19 protein-coding genes are annotated in these 18,235 nt (G+C 56.3%); 12 read left to right on the top strand and 7 right to left on the bottom strand.

The features are described from left to right. Window positions 1-16: 16 nt before the first annotated feature. Both hemD and hemC read right to left on the bottom strand, forming a co-directional pair. Window positions 17-763 carry a uroporphyrinogen-III synthase gene (gene hemD, locus ACG1VR_RS22090; protein WP_016538986.1) on the bottom strand — a complete coding sequence of 249 codons (747 nt, stop codon included), beginning with the start codon at window positions 761-763 and terminating at the stop codon, window positions 17-19. After that, window positions 760-1,701, bottom strand: a complete 942-nt coding sequence (gene hemC / locus ACG1VR_RS22085) for a hydroxymethylbilane synthase (RefSeq protein ID WP_016538987.1) — start codon at window positions 1,699-1,701, stop codon at window positions 760-762. The genes hemD and hemC overlap by 4 nt, the downstream gene beginning before the upstream one ends. Before the next feature lie 288 nt (window positions 1,702-1,989). Here hemC and cyaA point away from each other — a divergent pair, with 288 nt between their 5' ends. Continuing rightward, the gene (gene cyaA / locus ACG1VR_RS22080; RefSeq protein ID WP_395489799.1) at window positions 1,990-4,539 is read left to right on the top strand and encodes a class I adenylate cyclase; all 2,550 of its coding nucleotides are present in this window, start codon (window positions 1,990-1,992) and stop codon (window positions 4,537-4,539) included. On the opposite strand, the gene cyaY is transcribed toward cyaA, so the two are convergent. Next, a complete protein-coding gene (gene cyaY / locus ACG1VR_RS22075; RefSeq protein WP_016538989.1) occupies window positions 4,540-4,860 on the bottom strand; it encodes an iron donor protein CyaY in 321 nt (106 codons plus the stop codon). A gap of 63 nt (window positions 4,861-4,923) precedes the next feature. Next, entirely contained in the window at window positions 4,924-5,283 is a 360-nt protein-coding gene (locus ACG1VR_RS22070) for a DUF2620 family protein (RefSeq protein ID WP_016538990.1), read from the bottom strand. Between the two features lie 214 nt (window positions 5,284-5,497). Between ACG1VR_RS22070 and ACG1VR_RS22065 the strand changes: the two genes are divergently transcribed. The 8 genes from ACG1VR_RS22065 to corA all read left to right on the top strand — a co-directional run bounded on the left by ACG1VR_RS22065 (window position 5,498) and on the right by corA (window position 12,452). After that, window positions 5,498-5,704 carry a lipoprotein gene (locus tag ACG1VR_RS22065; protein ID WP_016538992.1) on the top strand — a complete coding sequence of 69 codons (207 nt, stop codon included), beginning with the start codon at window positions 5,498-5,500 and terminating at the stop codon, window positions 5,702-5,704. A 38-nt stretch (window positions 5,705-5,742) separates the two neighbouring features. After that, a complete protein-coding gene (dapF, locus tag ACG1VR_RS22060) occupies window positions 5,743-6,567 on the top strand; it encodes a diaminopimelate epimerase (protein WP_039899050.1) in 825 nt (274 codons plus the stop codon). After that, window positions 6,564-7,268 carry a DUF484 domain-containing protein gene (locus ACG1VR_RS22055; RefSeq protein ID WP_016538994.1) on the top strand — a complete coding sequence of 235 codons (705 nt, stop codon included), beginning with the start codon at window positions 6,564-6,566 and terminating at the stop codon, window positions 7,266-7,268. Before dapF ends, ACG1VR_RS22055 begins: the two co-directional genes overlap by 4 nt. Continuing rightward, entirely contained in the window at window positions 7,265-8,170 is a 906-nt protein-coding gene (gene xerC, locus ACG1VR_RS22050; RefSeq protein ID WP_172568620.1) for a tyrosine recombinase XerC, read from the top strand. The genes ACG1VR_RS22055 and xerC overlap by 4 nt, the downstream gene beginning before the upstream one ends. Next, window positions 8,170-8,886 (top strand): 5-amino-6-(5-phospho-D-ribitylamino)uracil phosphatase YigB, encoded by a 717-nt coding sequence (yigB, locus tag ACG1VR_RS22045; RefSeq protein WP_395489798.1) that lies wholly within the window; start codon window positions 8,170-8,172, stop codon window positions 8,884-8,886. The genes xerC and yigB overlap by 1 nt, the downstream gene beginning before the upstream one ends. Before the next feature lie 80 nt (window positions 8,887-8,966). Beyond that, window positions 8,967-11,129, top strand: coding sequence for a DNA helicase II (uvrD, locus tag ACG1VR_RS22040; protein WP_016538997.1), 2,163 nt, complete (start codon window positions 8,967-8,969; stop codon window positions 11,127-11,129). A gap of 149 nt (window positions 11,130-11,278) precedes the next feature. Further along, window positions 11,279-11,335 (top strand): YsgD/CorL family protein, encoded by a 57-nt coding sequence (ysgD, locus tag ACG1VR_RS22035; protein WP_353591484.1) that lies wholly within the window; start codon window positions 11,279-11,281, stop codon window positions 11,333-11,335. Between the two features lie 166 nt (window positions 11,336-11,501). Then, window positions 11,502-12,452, top strand: a complete 951-nt coding sequence (gene corA / locus ACG1VR_RS22030; RefSeq protein WP_016538998.1) for a magnesium/cobalt transporter CorA — start codon at window positions 11,502-11,504, stop codon at window positions 12,450-12,452. 38 nt (window positions 12,453-12,490) lie between these two features. Here corA and rarD read toward each other — a convergent pair whose 3' ends face one another. Both rarD and yigI read right to left on the bottom strand, forming a co-directional pair. Beyond that, the gene (gene rarD, locus ACG1VR_RS22025) at window positions 12,491-13,387 is read right to left on the bottom strand and encodes an EamA family transporter RarD (RefSeq protein WP_395489797.1); all 897 of its coding nucleotides are present in this window, start codon (window positions 13,385-13,387) and stop codon (window positions 12,491-12,493) included. A 52-nt stretch (window positions 13,388-13,439) separates the two neighbouring features. Further along, entirely contained in the window at window positions 13,440-13,910 is a 471-nt protein-coding gene (gene yigI, locus ACG1VR_RS22020) for an acyl-CoA thioesterase YigI (RefSeq protein WP_016539000.1), read from the bottom strand. A gap of 167 nt (window positions 13,911-14,077) precedes the next feature. Between yigI and pldA the strand changes: the two genes are divergently transcribed. The 3 genes from pldA to rhtC all read left to right on the top strand — a co-directional run bounded on the left by pldA (window position 14,078) and on the right by rhtC (window position 17,522). Further along, complete coding sequence (gene pldA / locus ACG1VR_RS22015; protein ID WP_016539001.1) at window positions 14,078-14,944, top strand: phospholipase A; 867 nt, start codon at window positions 14,078-14,080, stop codon at window positions 14,942-14,944. Between the two features lie 63 nt (window positions 14,945-15,007). Continuing rightward, entirely contained in the window at window positions 15,008-16,837 is a 1,830-nt protein-coding gene (gene recQ / locus ACG1VR_RS22010; protein ID WP_395489796.1) for an ATP-dependent DNA helicase RecQ, read from the top strand. Between the two features lie 64 nt (window positions 16,838-16,901). Continuing rightward, entirely contained in the window at window positions 16,902-17,522 is a 621-nt protein-coding gene (rhtC, locus tag ACG1VR_RS22005) for a threonine export protein RhtC (RefSeq protein ID WP_016539003.1), read from the top strand. Here rhtC and rhtB read toward each other — a convergent pair whose 3' ends face one another. Beyond that, entirely contained in the window at window positions 17,523-18,143 is a 621-nt protein-coding gene (gene rhtB, locus ACG1VR_RS22000; protein ID WP_395489795.1) for a homoserine/homoserine lactone efflux protein, read from the bottom strand. Window positions 18,144-18,235: the final 92 nt, after the last annotated feature.

Raw genomic sequence — 18,235 nt, 5'->3', positions numbered from 1 at the left:
TGGCGTCCTGTTATTGTTAGGTTTGTTGTAACGCGCGCAACAGCGCGTCATTGTCCGCATTCGCGGCGACCTGAATATTCTGCCAGCCCATCTCCCGGGCAAGGCTCGCCAGGCGCTCGCTGACAACCAGCAGCCGGCAGCGAAGCAGCCAGTTTTCGCGGTACCAGGCTGGCGTTAGCGTGTAGAGCTGTTGCAGCATTTCACCGCTGGTCACAACCAGCGTCGAGACACCTCGTTCCCGCCAGCGGTGCGCCTCTTCTGTTCCATCATAAATGATAGCGCTTCGCTGATAACACTCACAGAAGCTTACCTGCGCGCCGCGCGCTTCAAGCGTTTCGCCCAGCAGTTCACGGCCGCCGTTACCCCGCAGAATCAGCGCACGTTTTCCGGCAACATTCTGTAATTCAGGTAATTGTAGCAAGACTTCGCTGGTTTCCCGATCTTGCGGGTAGCGAATCGGCAGATGGCTGACGGTATGCAGAGCCAGCGCCGTGGTACGGCCAATGGCAAACCAGGAGAGATGCTCAGGCCAGGTTATACCCTGGCGGCGTAAAAGAGGGCTGGCATATTCGATAACATGCTGCGAAAGCACAAACACCAGATCGCCAGGCGCAAGCGCCGCCAGCAGGGCCGGTAGCTGAGCGAGCTGTCGGCCTGGAGAGAATTCAATAAGCGGGAAGCTATACGCCACCTGCCCGAGTGCGCGCAAACGGCTCACTAACTCTTCCCCGGCTGGGGAGGGGCGGGTGACAAGAATAGTCATGCGGGAGCGTCTCCGTTATAGACTTCGGCCAGGATCTCGCGTGCGCCTTTATTTAGCAACTCTTCTGCCAGCGAAACGCCCATGGCAACGGCATCTTCCGGTTTGCCCCGGCGTTCGCCGCGAACCATCACCGAACCGTCCGGCGCGCCCACCAGCGCACGCAGCCAAAGCTCATTATCTTTCAATTCTGCATAGCTGCCGATTGGCACCTGGCAGCCGCCTTCAAGGCGCATGTTCATCGCCCGTTCGGCGCTCACACGAACCGCGGTTTCATGATGATTGAGGGGGGCAAGCAACGCTCGCGTGCGCTCATCATCCAGGCGGCACTCAATGCCCACGGCACCCTGGCCGACGGCAGGTAAGGAGACTTCCGGCGGTAACGCGTAGCGGATACGGTCCTGCATCTCAAGGCGTTTCAGCCCGGCCACGGCAAGAATAATGGCATCATATTCGCCTTTATCCAGCTTGCCCAGACGGGTACCCAGGTTGCCGCGCAGGGAGCGAATGACTAAATCTGGGCGCTGCTCGGCAATCTGGCACTGGCGGCGCAGGCTCGAGGTGCCGACGATGCTGCCCGGTGGAAGGCTGTCCAGCGTTGGATAGTGATTCGAGACAAAGGCATCACGCGGATCGTCGCGCTCGCAGATGGTGACCAGCCCAAGACCCTCGGGGAACTCCACCGGCACATCTTTCAGCGAGTGAACGGCGATATCCGCTCGCCCGTCCAGCATTGCCAGCTCCAGCTCTTTAACGAACAATCCTTTCCCGCCTACTTTGGCTAATGGCGTGTCCAGCAGGACATCACCGCGCGTCACCATAGGCACCAGCTCAACGGTCAGCTGCGGGTGGAAAGCTTCAAGATGTTGCTTAACATAATGTGCTTGCCAGAGTGCAAGAGGACTTTGGCGAGTGGCAATTCTGAGTATATTGTCTAACATGCTTGTTACCGTAATTATCGTCCACCGACCATCCTACCACTGTTAGCGGAAGGCTGTCAGGTACGGCGGCTTTTGCGGCAACAGAGGGACGAGATTCGTATTATGGAAGAAATCGCCTTTGGCCGGGCGTTTACCCTTTTTGGTAGCGCATCTTTCTTTACGGTCAACAGGCAAGGTGTTAAATTGATCACGTTTCCAGCAATTGCTGTCCCGATCGTTTATAATCACGGGGACAACAAACCACGAAACGGGTTTTTTCGTAATACTGAAACCATCAGGCGATATGTCTTGTACCTCTATATTGAGACACTTAAACAGAGACTGGATGCCATCAACCAACTGCGCGTAGATCGCGCGCTTGCTGCCATGGGGCCTGCTTTCCAACAGGTCTACAGTCTACTGCCAACGTTATTACATTATCATCACCCGCTGATGCCGGGTTACCTTGACGGTAACGTTCCCCGGGGCATCTGCATTTACACGCCTGATGAAACCCAGCGCCACTACCTGGACGAACTCGAACTGCAGCGCGGAATGCCGCGGCAGGAGTCGGCCACGGGCGAACTGCCGATTACCGGCCTCTATTCTATGGGCAGCACCTCCTCCGTGGGGCAGAGCTGTTCATCCGACCTCGATATCTGGGTATGCCACCAGTCCTGGCTCGATAACGACGAACGTCAGCTGTTGCAGCGCAAATGCAGCCTGCTTGAAAGCTGGGCCGCATCGCTTGGCGTCGAGGTTAGCTTCTTCCTGATTGACGAAAACCGCTTCCGCCACAATGAAAGCGGCAGCCTGGGCGGCGAAGACTGCGGCTCCACTCAGCACATCCTGCTGCTGGATGAGTTTTACCGCACCGCGGTTCGCCTCGCCGGGAAACGTATTCTCTGGAACATGGTCCCGGGCGATGAAGAAGAGCATTACGACGATTACGTCATGACGCTTTATGCCCAGGGCGTACTGACGCCGAACGAATGGCTGGATCTCGGAGGGTTGAGCTCGCTCTCCGCCGAGGAATACTTTGGTGCCAGCCTGTGGCAGCTCTATAAAAGTATCGACTCGCCTTACAAAGCGGTGCTTAAAACGCTGCTGCTGGAAGCCTACTCCTGGGAATATCCGAATACGCGCCTGCTGGCAAAAGATATCAAGCAGCGCCTGCACGATGGCGAAATTGTCTCGTTTGGCCTCGATCCATACTGCATGATGCTGGAACGCGTGACCGACTACCTCACGCAAATTGAGGACAACGCGCGCCTTGATCTCGTACGCCGCTGCTTCTATCTGAAAGTCTGCGAAAAACTGTCGCGGGAACGCGCCTGCGTCGGCTGGCGCAGAGAAGTGCTGACCCAACTGGTGAAAGGCTGGGGCTGGGACGAGGCTCGCCTCGCCATGCTGGATAACCGCGCCAACTGGAAAATCGACCAGGTGCGCGAAGCGCATAACGAGCTGCTCGACGCGATGATGCAAAGCTATCGCAACCTGATTCGCTTTGCGCGCCGTAATAATCTGAGCGTTTCCGCCAGCCCGCAGGATATCGGCGTGCTTACGCGTAAGCTGTATGCGGCTTTTGAAGCGCTTCCGGGGAAAGTCACGCTGGTTAACCCGCAGATCTCGCCCGATCTCTCCGAGCCAAATCTGACCTTTATCCATGTGCCGCTGGGCCGCGCAAACCGCTCCGGCTGGTATCTGTACAACCGCGCGCCGAACATGGATTCCATCGTCAGCCATCAACCGCTGGAATATAACCGTTATCTTAATAAGCTGGTGGCATGGGCCTACTTTAACGGCCTGCTGACCTCACGCACTCGCCTGTTTATTAAGGGCAACGGCATTTGTGATTTACCGAAGCTGCAGGAGATGGTGGCGGATGTTTCACATCACTTCCCGCTGCGTCTTCCGGCCCCAACGCCAAAAGCGCTCTACAGCCCGTGCGAAATTCGCCATCTGGCGATAATCGTCAACCTTGAATATGACCCGACGGCTGCCTTCCGCAATCAGGTGGTTCATTTTGATTTCCGCAAGCTGGATGTGTTCAGCTTCGGTGAGCAGCAGCAATGCCTGATAGGCAGCGTGGACCTGCTGTACCGCAACTCCTGGAATGAAGTGCGTACCCTGCACTTTAACGGCGAGCAGGCGATGATCGAGGCGCTGAAGACTATTCTGGGCAAAATGCACCAGGACGCCGCGCCGCCGGATAGCGTTGAAGTGTTCTGCTATAGCCAGCATCTGCGCGGACTTATCCGCACTCGCGTTCAGCAACTGGTCTCCGAGTGTATTGAATTCCGCCTTTCCAGCACCCGCCAGGAACCCGGCCGCTTTAAGGCGCTACGCGTTTCCGGCCAGACATGGGGCCTGTTCTTCGAACGCCTGAATGTTTCGGTTCAGAAACTGGAAAACGCCGTCGAATTTTATGGCGCTATCTCGCACAACAAGTTGCACGGCCTGTCCGTTCAGGTTGGCACTAATCAGGTTCAGCTACCCGCCGTGGTAGACGGTTTTGCCAGCGAAGGGATTATTCAGTTCTTCTTCGAAGAGGCTGGTGAAGATCAGGGCTTCAATATCTATATTCTGGACGAAAGCAACCGGGCGGAGGTTTACCACCACTGCGAGGGGAGCAAAGAGGAGCTGGTGCGCGACGTTAGCCGCTTCTATTCGTCATCCCACGACCGCTTTACCTACGGCTCAAGCTTTATCAACTTCAACCTGCCGCAGTTCTATCAAATCGTGAAGGTCGATGGCCGGATGCAGGTCATTCCGTTCCGCACCCAGTCGATAGCAACAGCCGCGCCGGTTAATCAGGACGACAACTCAGCGCCGCTGCTGCAGCAGTATCAGCAGTAATTAGCGGAAGCTAACGGCTTCACCCGCCTGTTGGGAACTTGCTTCTTCCATTAACTGCCAGAATTCAGCGCCGCTGCGGTCGCAAATCCACTCATCACCTTTGAGGTTGAAATGGTAGCCGCCGCTTTTGGTTGCCAGCCACACCTGATGCAGCGGCTCCTGACGGTTGATGATAATTTTGCTGCCGTTTTCGAAGCTGATGGTCAGCACCCCGCCGTTGATTTCGCAATCAATGTCGCTGTCGCCGTCCCAGTCATCGAGACGTTCTTCAATGGTGCGCCACAGGTCATCGGCTAATAGATGAAATTCGCTGTCGTTCATGTCTGCTTCCTGTTGGTATTTCAGGGCAGTATAAAAGCATCGGGGATATTAAGAAACTCTGCTTCAGGCATCATCGAGATAGTGAACCAGCAGGGGGATGGCGCGGGAAGCATTCTCGATGGAAATGCCAAATGCGACCTTTCCATCCCGCACCCAGCGCGCAATTTGCTGCTCTCTGGCCGGTGAGTCCGGGCTGGAGATTGTGCAGCATTTCTCTGAACCCAAAACGGCGACTGCAACGGCCAGAGCCGGGCCAATCCCGGAGTGAAAAGCGCCGATGGTATAATGGAGATCGCCACGCTTGACCGAATTTGCCGCTTCCATATCGCTGACCAGCTGTGTGGTAAACCTGCCGGGGGCCGCCTGTTCAATTAAAATCTGCACTGCTTCACGTTCCAAACCCGTTATGCCGATCCGTTTCATCTATGTCACCTCATTAAAAGACAACAAGCGTTCGTTCCGAGCAGCTGCGGGGCGGCAATCGAAGATGCCCCTTAATCAGGGTAAACCAGAGATTATTTTCTTGCCTGGTTTGGCAGGTGACGATTTTCAGCGGTAATGGGCAACGAGAGTATTGCTTTTCAGGGTTCACCTGCGATGATAGACGGCAGAATAGTGAATCACAGGCAACCCCATAATGAAGAAGATTTTCTGCCCTCTTGCTCTGGCGCTGATGCTTGCAAGCCTTACCGGCTGCGGCCTGAAGGGGCCTCTTTACTTCCCGCCGGCGGATACCAAAGCCAAGCCGACGACCCATAGCGCAACCCCTGAACAGACAATCCAGACGACGCCATCCCGTAACAGCCGTGGTACGGATAATGGGCCGACTCAGGTTATTTACTAGCTAAACCGTGCTTTGTCACCGCGCTAATGGAGCAGAAGATGCAGTTCTCTAAAATGCATGGCCTTGGTAATGACTTTATGGTCGTGGACGCGGTAACGCAGAATATCTATTTCTCTCCGGAACTGATCCGGCGTCTGGCGGATCGTCATCTCGGCGTAGGCTTCGATCAGCTATTGATCGTCGAACCGCCGTACGATCCCGATCTCGACTTTCATTACCGGATCTTCAACGCAGACGGCAGCGAAGTCTCCCAGTGCGGCAACGGCGCGCGCTGCTTTGCCCGTTTTGTGCGTCTCAAGGGGCTGACCAATAAGCGAGAAATTCGCGTCAGCACCGCGAATGGCCGCATGGTGCTCACCGTGACGGAAGATGAGATGGTGCGCGTCAATATGGGCGAACCAAACTTCGAGCCTTCTCAGGTTCCGTTCCGGGCAAACAAAGCGGAAAAGACCTATATTATGCGTGCCGCCGAGCAAACCATTATGTGCGGCGTGGTCTCGATGGGTAATCCCCACTGTGTGATTCAGGTCGACGATATAGAAACCGCAGCGGTGGAAACTCTGGGGCCTGTGATGGAAAGCCATGAGCGTTTTCCTGAACGAGCCAACATCGGTTTTATGCAGGTTGTTAGCCGCGAGCACGTAAAGCTGCGCGTTTATGAGCGCGGAGCCGGTGAGACTCAGGCCTGCGGCAGCGGAGCCTGCGGTGCGGTAGCGGTTGGCATTCAGCAAGGTTTACTGGCGGAGCAGGTGCGCGTTGAGCTGCCCGGCGGCCGCCTTGATATCGCCTGGAAAGGGCCGGGTTCACCGCTGTATATGACCGGCCCGGCGGCCCATGTCTACGATGGATTTATACATCTATGAAGAACGCCGAGGAACAGCAAGAAGCCCTTCTGGAACTTAACGATCTCGCGGTTGCCGAGTACCTTCAGCGCAACCCCGATTTCTTTATTCGTAACGCCCACCAGGTGGAGAGCATGCAGGTGCCGCACCCGGTGCGCGGCACCGTTTCGCTGGTGGAGTGGCATATGGCCCGGAGCCGTAACCACATTAACCACCTTGAAGAGAACATGACGCTGCTCATGGAGCAGGCAAGCGCTAACGAAGGCTTGTTCTACCGTCTGTTGAAGCTTCAGGGGCGTCTGGCTTCGGCCTCCAGCCTGCAGGAGATGCTTAATCGCCTGCACCGCTGGGCGCGGGAAATGGGGCTGGCGGGTGCGAACATCCGGCTTTTTGCTGACCGCTGGCGTATCGGTGCGCCGTCCGACTTTACTCATCTGGCGCTAAACCGGCAGGCGTTTGAGCCGCTGCGTATTCAGCGCCTCGGCGAAAGCCAGCACTATCTTGGCCCGCTGAACGGCCCGGAGCTGCTGCTGGTGCTGCCGCAGGCGAAAGCTATTGGCTCGGTAGCGCTGTCGCTGATGGGCAACGAAGGTGACCTTGGCGTACTGCTGTTCAGCAGTCGTGATCCCCAGCATTATCAGCAGGGTCAGGGTACACAGCTGTTGCACGAACTGGCGCTGATGCTGCCCGACCTGCTGGAGCGCTGGATTGAACGCGCATGACGGACTCCTCGCTACAGCTCCATGTTGATGGCTTCCTGCGTTATTTGAAGGTTGAGCGCCAGCTCAGCCCGCTCACCCTGCTTAACTACCGGCGCCAGCTGGGGGCGATTGTCCACCTTGGCGAAGAGATGAAGCTGAAAAGCTGGCAGCAGTGCGATGCCGCCACGGTTCGCTCGCTGGCGGTACGCAGCCGCAGAGCCGGTCTTCAGGCTTCCAGCCTGGCGCTCAGGCTCTCTGCATTACGCAGCTTTTTCGACTGGATGGTCAGCCAGGGCGAGCTAAAAGCCAACCCGGCGAAAGGCATTACCACCCCGAAGGCCGGGCGACACCTGCCAAAAAACATTGAAGTGGATGACGTTAATCATCTGCTGGATATCGATCTCAACGATCCCCTGGCGGTACGCGACCGGGCGATGCTGGAAGTGATGTACGGTGCGGGTCTGCGCCTTTCCGAGCTGGTGAACATGGACTGCGGCCATATTGACTTGTCTACCGGTGAAGTGTGGGTCATGGGCAAGGGCAGCAAAGAACGCCGCGTACCCGTTGGCCGCAGCGCCGTAACCTGGGTTGAGCACTGGCTCGATCTGCGTGAGCTGTTTGGCCCGGACGATGACGCTTTGTTCCTCGCCAAAACAGGGAAAAGGATCTCGGCCCGTAATGTGCAAAAGCGTTTTGCCGAATGGGGCATCAAGCAGGGGCTAAGCAGCCATGTACACCCTCATAAGCTGCGCCATTCGTTCGCCACGCACATGCTGGAGTCCAGCGGTGACTTGCGAGCGGTTCAGGAGCTGCTGGGCCACGCTAACCTCTCTACCACGCAAATCTATACCCATCTCGACTTTCAACATTTAGCCTCGGTGTATGATGCAGCGCATCCACGCGCCAAACGGGGGAAATCGTAATGCATTTTTACCGCCCGCTCGGGCAAATTGCCGCTCTGACCTTCGATCTTGACGACACGCTGTACGATAACCGCCCGGTTATCCTGCGTACCGTGCAGGAATCGCTGACTTTCGTGCAGAATTACCATCCAAACCTTAGCGCTTTGACCACGTCGGACTTCTACCGCAGGCGTGAAGCATTGCTAAAGAAAGAGCCTGAAATTTATCATGACGTTACGGAATGGCGTCGCCGTTCCGTTGAACAACTCATGCTGGATGCCGGGCTAAGTGCGGAAGACGCTTTTGCCGGTGCCGCCGCCGCGATGGAAAACTTTGCCAAATGGCGCAGCCGGATTGATATCCCACAGGAAACCCACGACACGCTGGCCGCGCTCGCCGCGAAATGGCCGCTGGTGGCTATCACCAACGGCAATGCTGAGCCTCACCTGTTTGGGCTGGATAAATACTTCAAATTCATTCTGCGTGCCGGGCCGGATGGCCGTGCCAAGCCGTTCAGCGATATGTATCACCTGGCCGCGAGCAGGCTGGGCGTGCCGCTGGAGCAAATTCTGCACGTTGGCGATGACCTGACGACCGACGTGGCGGGCGCGGTTCGCTGCGGCATGCAGGCATGCTGGATAAATCTGCGCGAAGGCGACCTGATGCGGATAGATGACAGCCGTTTGTTGCCCCATCTGGAGATTTCGCGGTTGGCATCCCTGAGCGCGCTGATATAATCGTCAATAATTCTGTATAAATCACCAGTGGTTAATACTCGTCATCATTCGAGTTTTAACCACTTTACACGGCGGTGCCAATGGACGTTTCTTACCTGCTTGATAGCCTCAATGATAAACAGCGTGAAGCGGTTGCCGCCAAGCGCAGCAATATGCTGGTGCTGGCCGGGGCGGGCAGTGGTAAGACTCGCGTGTTGGTTCACCGCATCGCGTGGTTGATGACGGTCGAAAACTGTTCACCGTATTCCATTATGGCGGTGACCTTTACCAACAAAGCGGCGGCGGAAATGCGCCATCGTATTAGCCAATTGATGGGCACCAGCCAGGGCGGCATGTGGGTTGGCACCTTCCACGGGCTGGCTCACCGCCTGCTGCGCGCCCACCATATGGATGCCAACCTGCCGCAGGATTTCCAGATTCTCGATAGCGAAGACCAGCTGCGCCTGCTCAAGCGCCTGATTAAGGCGATGAACCTTGACGAGAAGCAGTGGCCACCGCGTCAGGCTATGTGGTACATCAACGGCAAAAAAGACGAAGGCCTGCGCCCGCACCACGTCGAAAGCTACGGCAATCCGGTGGAGCAAACCTGGCAGAAGGTTTACCAGGCTTATCAGGAAGCGTGCGATCGCGCCGGGCTGGTGGATTTTGCCGAGCTGCTGCTGCGTGCCCACGAGCTTTGGCTGAACAAACCGCATATCTTGAACCACTACCGCGAACGCTTCACCAATATCCTGGTGGACGAATTCCAGGATACTAACAACATTCAGTACGCGTGGATCCGCCTGCTGGCCGGGGATTCCGGCAAGGTAATGATCGTCGGCGATGATGACCAGTCTATCTACGGCTGGCGCGGCGCTCAGGTTGAAAATATTCAGCGCTTCCTTAACGACTTCCCCGGCGCACAAACTATTCGTCTGGAGCAAAACTACCGCTCGACGAACAACATTCTGAACGCCGCCAACGCCCTGATTGCCAACAACTCGGGTCGCCTTGGGAAAGAGTTGTGGACCGACGGTAGCGACGGCGAACCTATCTCTATCTATTGCGCCTTCAACGAGCTGGATGAAGCGCGTTTTGTGGTAAACCGCATCAAGACCTGGCAGGAAAACGGCGGCGTGCTGGAAAAATGCGCCATTCTTTACCGCAGCAACGCCCAGTCGCGTGTGCTGGAAGAGGCGCTGCTTCAGGCCAGCATGCCTTACCGTATCTACGGCGGCATGCGATTCTTCGAACGCCAGGAAATCAAAGACGCGCTTTCTTATCTGCGCCTGATGGCAAACCGCAATGACGATGCCGCCTTCGAGCGCGTGGTCAATACGCCAACCCGCGGCATCGGCGACCGCACCCTGGACGTCGTGCGCCAGGCGTCCCGCGACCAGCAGCTAACGCTGTGGCAGGCCTGTCGCCTGCTGTTGCAGGAAAAAGCGCTAGCCGGGCGCGCGGCCTCGGCGCTCCAGCGCTTTATGGAGCTTATCGATGCTCTGGCGCATGAAACTGCCGACATGCCGCTGCACGTTCAGACCGATCGCGTGATTAAGGATTCCGGCCTGTTCATGATGTACGAACAGGAGAAAGGCGAGAAAGGCCAGACCCGTATTGAGAACTTAGAGGAGCTGGTCACCGCTACGCGCCAGTTTAGCTATCAGGATGAAGACGAAGATCTGATGCCGCTGCAGGCGTTTCTCTCCCACGCCGCGCTGGAAGCGGGTGAAGGGCAGGCGGACACCTGGCAGGATGCGGTGCAGCTGATGACGCTTCACTCGGCAAAAGGCCTCGAATTCCCGCAGGTGTTTATCGTCGGGATGGAAGAAGGGATGTTCCCGAGCCAGATGTCGCTCGACGAAGGCGGGCGCCTGGAAGAAGAGCGTCGCCTGGCCTACGTGGGCGTCACCCGCGCGATGCAGAAACTGACCCTGACCTACGCCGAAACCCGCCGTCTGTACGGTAAAGAGGTCTATCACCGGCCTTCACGTTTTATCGGGGAACTGCCGGAAAACTGCATTGAAGAAGTTCGCCTGCGCGCCAGCATCAGCCGACCGGTAAGCCATCAGCGTATGGGCACGCCGGTTGCGCAGAATGATTCAGGCTTTAGTCTTGGGCAGCGCGTGCGCCATCCTAAATTCGGCGAAGGCACCGTGGTTAACCTTGAAGGTAGCGGCGAGCACAGCCGCCTTCAGGTGGCGTTTCAGGGGCAGGGAATTAAGTGGCTGGTTGCCGCCTATGCCCGGTTGGAAACCGTGTAAGTTACAGAAAATAATCGCAATTATCTGAGTTTGCGCTACCCTTTATGTGTCACTGGTATGAACTTATTCAGCCGTGTCCCGTTGCGTGTTGACGCCATATTAGCGGTGGCGTAACATGCGCGCACGATTACGCTAAGAGGACACTCGCCTTGGACACACCCAGTAGATGCTGGCTCAATAACCTGTCATCCAGGTACAACTTCTAAGGCTATCCTCCGGTGCTGATAGCCTTCGTGGTTGTCAGCGACCTCATATATTTTATATCCCGTCGCCCCTTGAGTCAGACTGTTTAATGGTCTGAAACCTCTATCGTTTCTGTCTGTGTGCCAACCGAATTGTCCCTGATATTTTTTTGCATTGGGAGTCCCGGTCATGCTGAGCGCATTTCAACTGGAAAATAATCGCCTTGCCCGCCTCGAGCTGGACGAGACCGATAACCTGACCAATTCGGTCTGGGTTGACTTGGTCGAGCCGGAAGAGAGCGAGCGAGAGCGTGTGCAAACGGAACTTGGCCAAAGCCTGGCAACCCGACCAGAGCTGGAAGACATCGAAGCCTCCGCGCGTTTCTTTGAAGACGAAGACGGGCTTCACATCCACTCCTTTTTCTTCTTTGAAGATGCGGACGACCACGCGGGCAACAGCACGGTAGCCTTTACTATTCGTGAAGGCCGCCTGTATACGCTGCGCGAGCGCGAACTGCCCGCATTTCGCCTTTACCGCATGCGCGCCCGCAACCAGTCGATGGTGGACGGCAACGCCTGGGAGCTGCTGCTTGACCTGTTTGAAACCAAAATCGAACAGTTGGCGGATGAAATAGAAAACATCTACAGCGACCTCGAACAGCTGAGCCGCGTGATTATGGAAGGGCATCAGGGCGATGAATACGACGCCGCGCTTTCCACCCTGGCCGAGCTGGAAGATATCGGCTGGAAGGTGCGCCTGTGCCTGATGGATACCCAGCGTGCGCTGAACTTCCTGGTGCGTAAAGCCCGCCTGCCGGGGGGGCAACTGGAACAGGCTCGCGAGATCCTGCGAGATATCGAATCCCTGCTGCCGCATAACGAATCGCTGTTCCAGAAGGTTAACTTCCTGATGCAGGCGGCAATGGGCTTTATCAACATCGAGCAGAACCGCATTATCAAAATCTTCTCGGTGGTTTCCGTCGTCTTCCTGCCGCCAACGCTTGTGGCCTCCAGCTATGGGATGAACTTCGAGTTTATGCCCGAGCTGAAATGGAGCTTTGGTTACCCTGGCGCGATTATTTTTATGATGCTCGCGGGCTTAGCGCCGTATCTCTACTTTAAGCGTAAGAACTGGTTGTAAGAAAAAAGGAGCCGCAGGGCTCCTTTTTCGTATCTGGCTTAACGGCCGGATTTCGTTCGCCGTTGGGTATAAATAGCATCGGCAATAAATAGCGCCAGCGCCGCCCAGATAAAGCCGAAGGTTATCATTTTGTCCTGGGTGATAACTTCATCGTAGAAGCTCACGGCCAGCAGGAACATCAGCGTTGGCCCCAGGTACTGGAAGAAACCGAGCGTTGAGAGGCGCAGGCGGGTTGCGGCGGCGGTGAAGCACAGCAGCGGCACGGTTGTGATAACGCCTGCGGCGATAAGCATCATGTTCAGAGACCACGGGTTCAGCCCCATATGGCTGGTGGCGCTATCGGCAATGCCAAACAGATAAATCGCCGCAATCGGCAGCAGCCAGAGCGTTTCGAACAACATCCCGGTCTGCGCGTCGACGGCAATTTTTTTGCGGATAAGGCCGTAGAAAGCAAAGCTAAAGGCTAAGCCAAGGCCGATTACCGGCAGCGAGCCGAAGGTCCACAGCTGTACCAGCACGCCGCAGACCGCCAGCAGCACGGCGACCCACTGCATACGGCGAAAACGCTCGGCTAAAAACAACATTCCCAGCACAACGTTAACCAGCGGGTTAATAAAATACCCGAGGCTGGCTTCCAGCATATGGTGGTTATTAACCGCCCAGATATACAGCAGCCAGTTGCCGCCGATAAGCACGGCAGTCAGCGCCAGCGCGAATATTTTTTTGCGGTTCTGGCAGGCTCTTTTCACCTGCGGCCACTGGCGGCAGACGCTTATCAGGGCCAGCATAAAGAAGAATGACCAGATAACGCGGTGGGTAAGAATTTCGGTGGCCGGTACGTAGTGTATAAATTTGAAGTAAACCGGCGCGATGCCCCAGATAAAATAGGCAGTCAGAGCAAGCATCACTCCCTGACGAGTCTGTTTCGGATCCATGAAAAACGCTCAGCAAAAAAATAGTGCGCAAATAGTAACAGGATTTATCTTCTCACCCTACCATGTAGGTTGCGGTTGCGCTGGCAATGTAGACCTGGTCCTGGTTATGCAGCTCGACCCTGGCGACCGCGACCTTATTACCGGCGCGAAGCAAGCTGCTGCTGGCGGTAAAACGCTCTCCGCGGCCGGGGCGCAGATAATCGACGCGTAAATCGATGGTGCCCATTTTGGACAGGCGCTGGCGCAGTTCGTCTTCGGTTATCGTATCGTGGCGGGTGAGCGTGCTGCCGACGCAGACCAGCCCGGCCGCCACGTCCAGCACGGAAGCAATAACGCCTCCGTGTAAAATGCTTTGCGCCCAGTTCCCGACCATCATCGGCTGGTTATTAAAGCTAAGCTGGGCGAATGCCTTTTCGTAGCGCTCCAGTTCAAGGCCGAGGGCGCGATTAAAAGGCATGTGGTAAACGAAAATTTCGCCCACCAGCTTTAGCGCTTCTTCGGTGGTCAGCAGAGGGGAAGACATGGTTCATTCCTCGAACAAATAATGAATAAGTTAACAGGGTGTTTATTTTATGCTTCTCATTTGTTGCTTTCCACTTTAAGAGTGATAGCTATCGGGCGGAAACCCTGAGTCTGTAGAATGAATGCCGCTTAATATTTTGAAACCTTGTGTTATGGAGAACGAGACTAATGCTGAAATCTCTGGGATGGGGAATGGCCGCGCTGCTGCCGCTCTCCGCCTTTGCTCAAGAAGCCACTATTGATAAAGTTCACGACAAGCCAGCGGTACGCGGCAGCGTTATTGCCAACCTGCTGCAAGAGCATGACAACCCCTTTACGCTTTACCCGTACGACACGAACTACCTGCTCTACACCTGGACCAGCGACCTGAATAAAGAAGCCATTAGCTCCTATGACTGGGCCAGCAACGCCCGTAAGGATGAGGTGAAATTTCAGCTCAGCCTGGCATTCCCGCTGTGGCGCGGCATTCTTGGAGATAACTCGGTGCTGGGAGCCTCTTATACCCAGAAGTCCTGGTGGCAGCTTTCCAACCGCAATGAGTCCTCGCCGTTTCGAGAAACCAACTATGAGCCGCAGCTGTTCCTGGGCTTTGCTACCGATGCGAGCTTCGCCGGCTGGACGCTGCGCGACGTTGAATTTGGCTATAACCACGATTCAAATGGCCGCTCTGACCCGACTTCACGCGGCTGGAACCGCCTGTATACGCGCCTGATGGCGCAAAACGGCGACTGGCAGGTAGAAGTTAAGCCCTGGTACGTTGTGGGCAGCGTTGACGACAACCCGGATATCACCAAATACATGGGTTATTACCAGCTCAAAGTTGGCTATGCGCTCGGCGATGCGGTATTCAGCGTGAAAGGGCAGTACAACTGGAATAGCGGCTACGGCGGCGCGGAACTCGGCGTTAGCTACCCGATAACGAAGCACGTTCGCTTCTACACTCAGGTGTACAGCGGCTATGGTGAATCGCTCATCGACTACAACTTTAACCAGACACGGGTTGGCGTAGGCGTTATGCTTAACGATCTTTTCTAAAGCATTGCAGTTTCTTTTCCGGGCGCTGAAAATGGCGCCTGAATTTTAGGTAGTGGGGATAGCGTGACACAGGCGGAAGTAATCAATCAGGCGTCGCTGGCAAGGCAGGTTTTGCAGGAAACCTTCGGGTATCAGCAATTCCGTCCGGGCCAGGAAACCATCATCGATACGGTGCTGGAGGGGCGTGACTGCCTGGTGGTAATGCCGACCGGCGGCGGTAAATCGCTGTGCTATCAAATACCTGCTCTGGTATTTGGCGCCCTTACCGTAGTGGTCTCTCCGCTTATTTCCCTGATGAAAGACCAGGTCGATCAGCTGCTGGCTAACGGCGTAGCGGCGGCCTGCCTCAACTCGACCCAAAGCCGTGAGCAGCAGCAGGAAGTGATGGCTGGCTGCCGTACCGGGCAAATTCGCCTGCTGTATATCGCGCCCGAACGCCTGATGATGGACAACTTTATTGACCATCTCAGCAACTGGCAGCTTTCGATGGTGGCGGTGGACGAAGCGCACTGTATTTCCCAGTGGGGGCACGACTTCCGCCCTGAGTATGCCGCGCTTGGTCAGCTTCGCGAGCGCCTCCCGGCCGTGCCCTTTGTCGCATTAACCGCGACGGCGGACGATACTACCCGGCTGGATATTGTGCGCCTGCTCGGCCTTAACGATCCGCTCATCCAAATCAGCAGCTTTGACCGGCCCAATATCCGCTACATGCTGATGGAGAAATTCAAACCTCTCGATCAGCTGACTCGCTATATTCAGGAGCAGCGCGGCAAATCCGGCATTATTTACTGCAACAGCCGTGCCAAAGTGGAAGACATTGCCGCCCGTCTGCAAAGCAAGGGCGTGAGCGCCGGAGCCTACCATGCCGGGCTGGAGCACCAGGTCCGCGGCGAAGTGCAGGAAAAGTTTCAGCGTGACGATCTGCAAATCGTGGTGGCTACCGTCGCGTTTGGTATGGGCATCAACAAGCCGAACGTGCGCTTTGTTGCCCACTTTGATATTCCGCGCAACATCGAATCCTATTACCAGGAAACAGGGCGCGCCGGGCGAGATGGTCTTCCTGCGGAAGCGATGCTGTTTTACGATCCTGCCGATATGGCCTGGCTGCGTAAGTGCCTGGAGGAGAAAGCCCCCGGGGCGCTCCAGGACATTGAGCGCCACAAGCTCAACGCGATGGGCGCTTTTGCCGAAGCGCAAACCTGCCGCCGTCTGGTGCTGCTCAACTATTTCGGCGAAGGCCGCCAGCAGGCCTGCGGCAACTGCGATATCTGCCTTGACCCGCCGCGTCGCTACGACGGGCTGATGGATGCCCAGAAAGCGCTGTCCTGCATTTACCGGGTCGGCCAGCGGTTTGGTATGGGCTATGTGGTTGAAGTGCTTCGCGGCTCCAATAACCAGCGTATTCGCGACCTCGGCCACGACAAGCTGAAAGTTTATGGCGAAGGCCGCGACCACACGACGGAGCACTGGGTGAGCGTTATTCGCCAGCTGATCCACCTTGGCGTTGTCACGCAGAACATCGCCGCGCACTCGGCATTACAGCTGACGGAGGCCGCCCGCCCTTATCTGCGTGGCGAAGAGCCGCTGATGCTGGCGGTGCCGCGCGTTGTGGTGCTCAAGCCGCGCGCCAGCCAGAAAGTGTTTGGCGGCAACTACGACCGCAAACTGTTTGCCAAGCTGCGCAAACTGCGAAAATCTATTGCCGACGAAGAAAATATCCCGCCATACGTGGTGTTCAACGATGCAACGCTTATCGAAATGGCGGAGCAAATGCCGCTCTCTCCGGGTGAAATGCTGGGGATTAACGGCGTGGGCACCCGCAAACTTGAGCGCTTTGGTCGCCCGTTTATGACGATGATCCGCGACCATGTTGACGGGGTTGATGAAGAGTAGCCTGCCCGCAGGAAAAGTGGCAGGATACTGACTCTATGAATTATCTGCACGCGAGCTATCTCCTATGTTAATGCTATTCCTGACCGTGGCGCTGGTGCACATTGTTGCCCTGATGAGCCCGGGCCCTGACTTTTTCTTTGTTTCCCAGACTGCCGTAAGCCGCTCCCGCAAAGAAGCGATGATGGGCGTAATGGGCATTACCGCTGGCGTGATGGTTTGGGCGGGTGTTGCGCTGCTTGGCCTGCACCTGATCCTCGAAAAAATGGCGTGGCTTCATAACGTCATTATGGTCGGCGGCGGCCTGTATCTGTGCTGGATGGGCTATCAAATGCTGCGCGGTGCGCTGAAGAAAGAGGTCAAAAGCGAGGAAGCGCCGACGGTGGAGCTGGCGAGCGGCGGGAAGAGCTTTGTTAAAGGGCTGCTGACCAACCTGGCTAACCCGAAAGCGATTATTTACTTCGGCAGCGTGTTCTCGCTGTTCGTGGGCGACAATGTGGGCAGCGCGGAACGCTGGGGCCTGTTTGTGCTGATCGCGATTGAAACCTTTGCCTGGTTCAGCCTGGTGGCGAGCCTGTTCGCGTTACCGAAAATGCGTCGCGGCTATCAGCGCCTCGCCAAATGGATCGACGGTATGGCGGGCGCGTTGTTCACAGGGTTTGGTATCCACCTGATAATCTCCCGATAATCAGGCCTGGCGCGCTCCGGCAAGCAGCGCGCCAATCAACATAAACAACGAACCAAATACCCGGTTCAGGGCTTTCATCTGGCGCGGCCCTTTTATCCAGCCGGCAATGCGTTTTGCCAGGGTCGCATAGCCAATCATCACGAACACATCCACAACCACCGTTGTTACCCCCAGCACCACGTACTGCATCATCTGTGGCTGATGCAGTACGATAAACTGTGGGAATAATGCGGCAAGAAACACGATGCTTTTGGGGTTGGTCAGGTTGACGAACACCGCTCGTTTGAACAGCCTGCTGCGCGGCTGGCTGGTGGCCAGCGTGTTCAGGTCTAGCGCCCCGGCGGCACGCCATTGCTGAATGCCCAGCCAGATAAGATAGGCGGCACCGGCCCATTTCAGGACTTCAAAAGCCAGCAAAGAGCGGGAGAAGAGCGCACCAAGGCCGATGCCAACCAGCACAATATGGGTTGCCAGCCCGGCTTGTAGCCCGGCAATAGACGCCACCGTGCCGCGGTAGCCGTGGCTGATGGCGGTCGTCATGGTGTTAATGGCCCCGGAACCGGGGGAAAGGCTAAGAATTAATGTGGTTAGCAGGTAGGTAAACCACCACTCGAAGGTCATGCTAAGCTCCCTGGATGCGCACTTTTATGCCACAATACGCTATTGTTGATAAGCGTGCCACGAGCCACAAAAAAACCACAGATACCTGATGC

The sequence above is a fragment of the Cedecea davisae genome, from assembly GCF_044095835.1.
Lineage (GTDB): Bacteria > Pseudomonadota > Gammaproteobacteria > Enterobacterales > Enterobacteriaceae > Cedecea > Cedecea davisae.
This window is presented reverse-complemented; position numbering and strand designations above follow the sequence as displayed.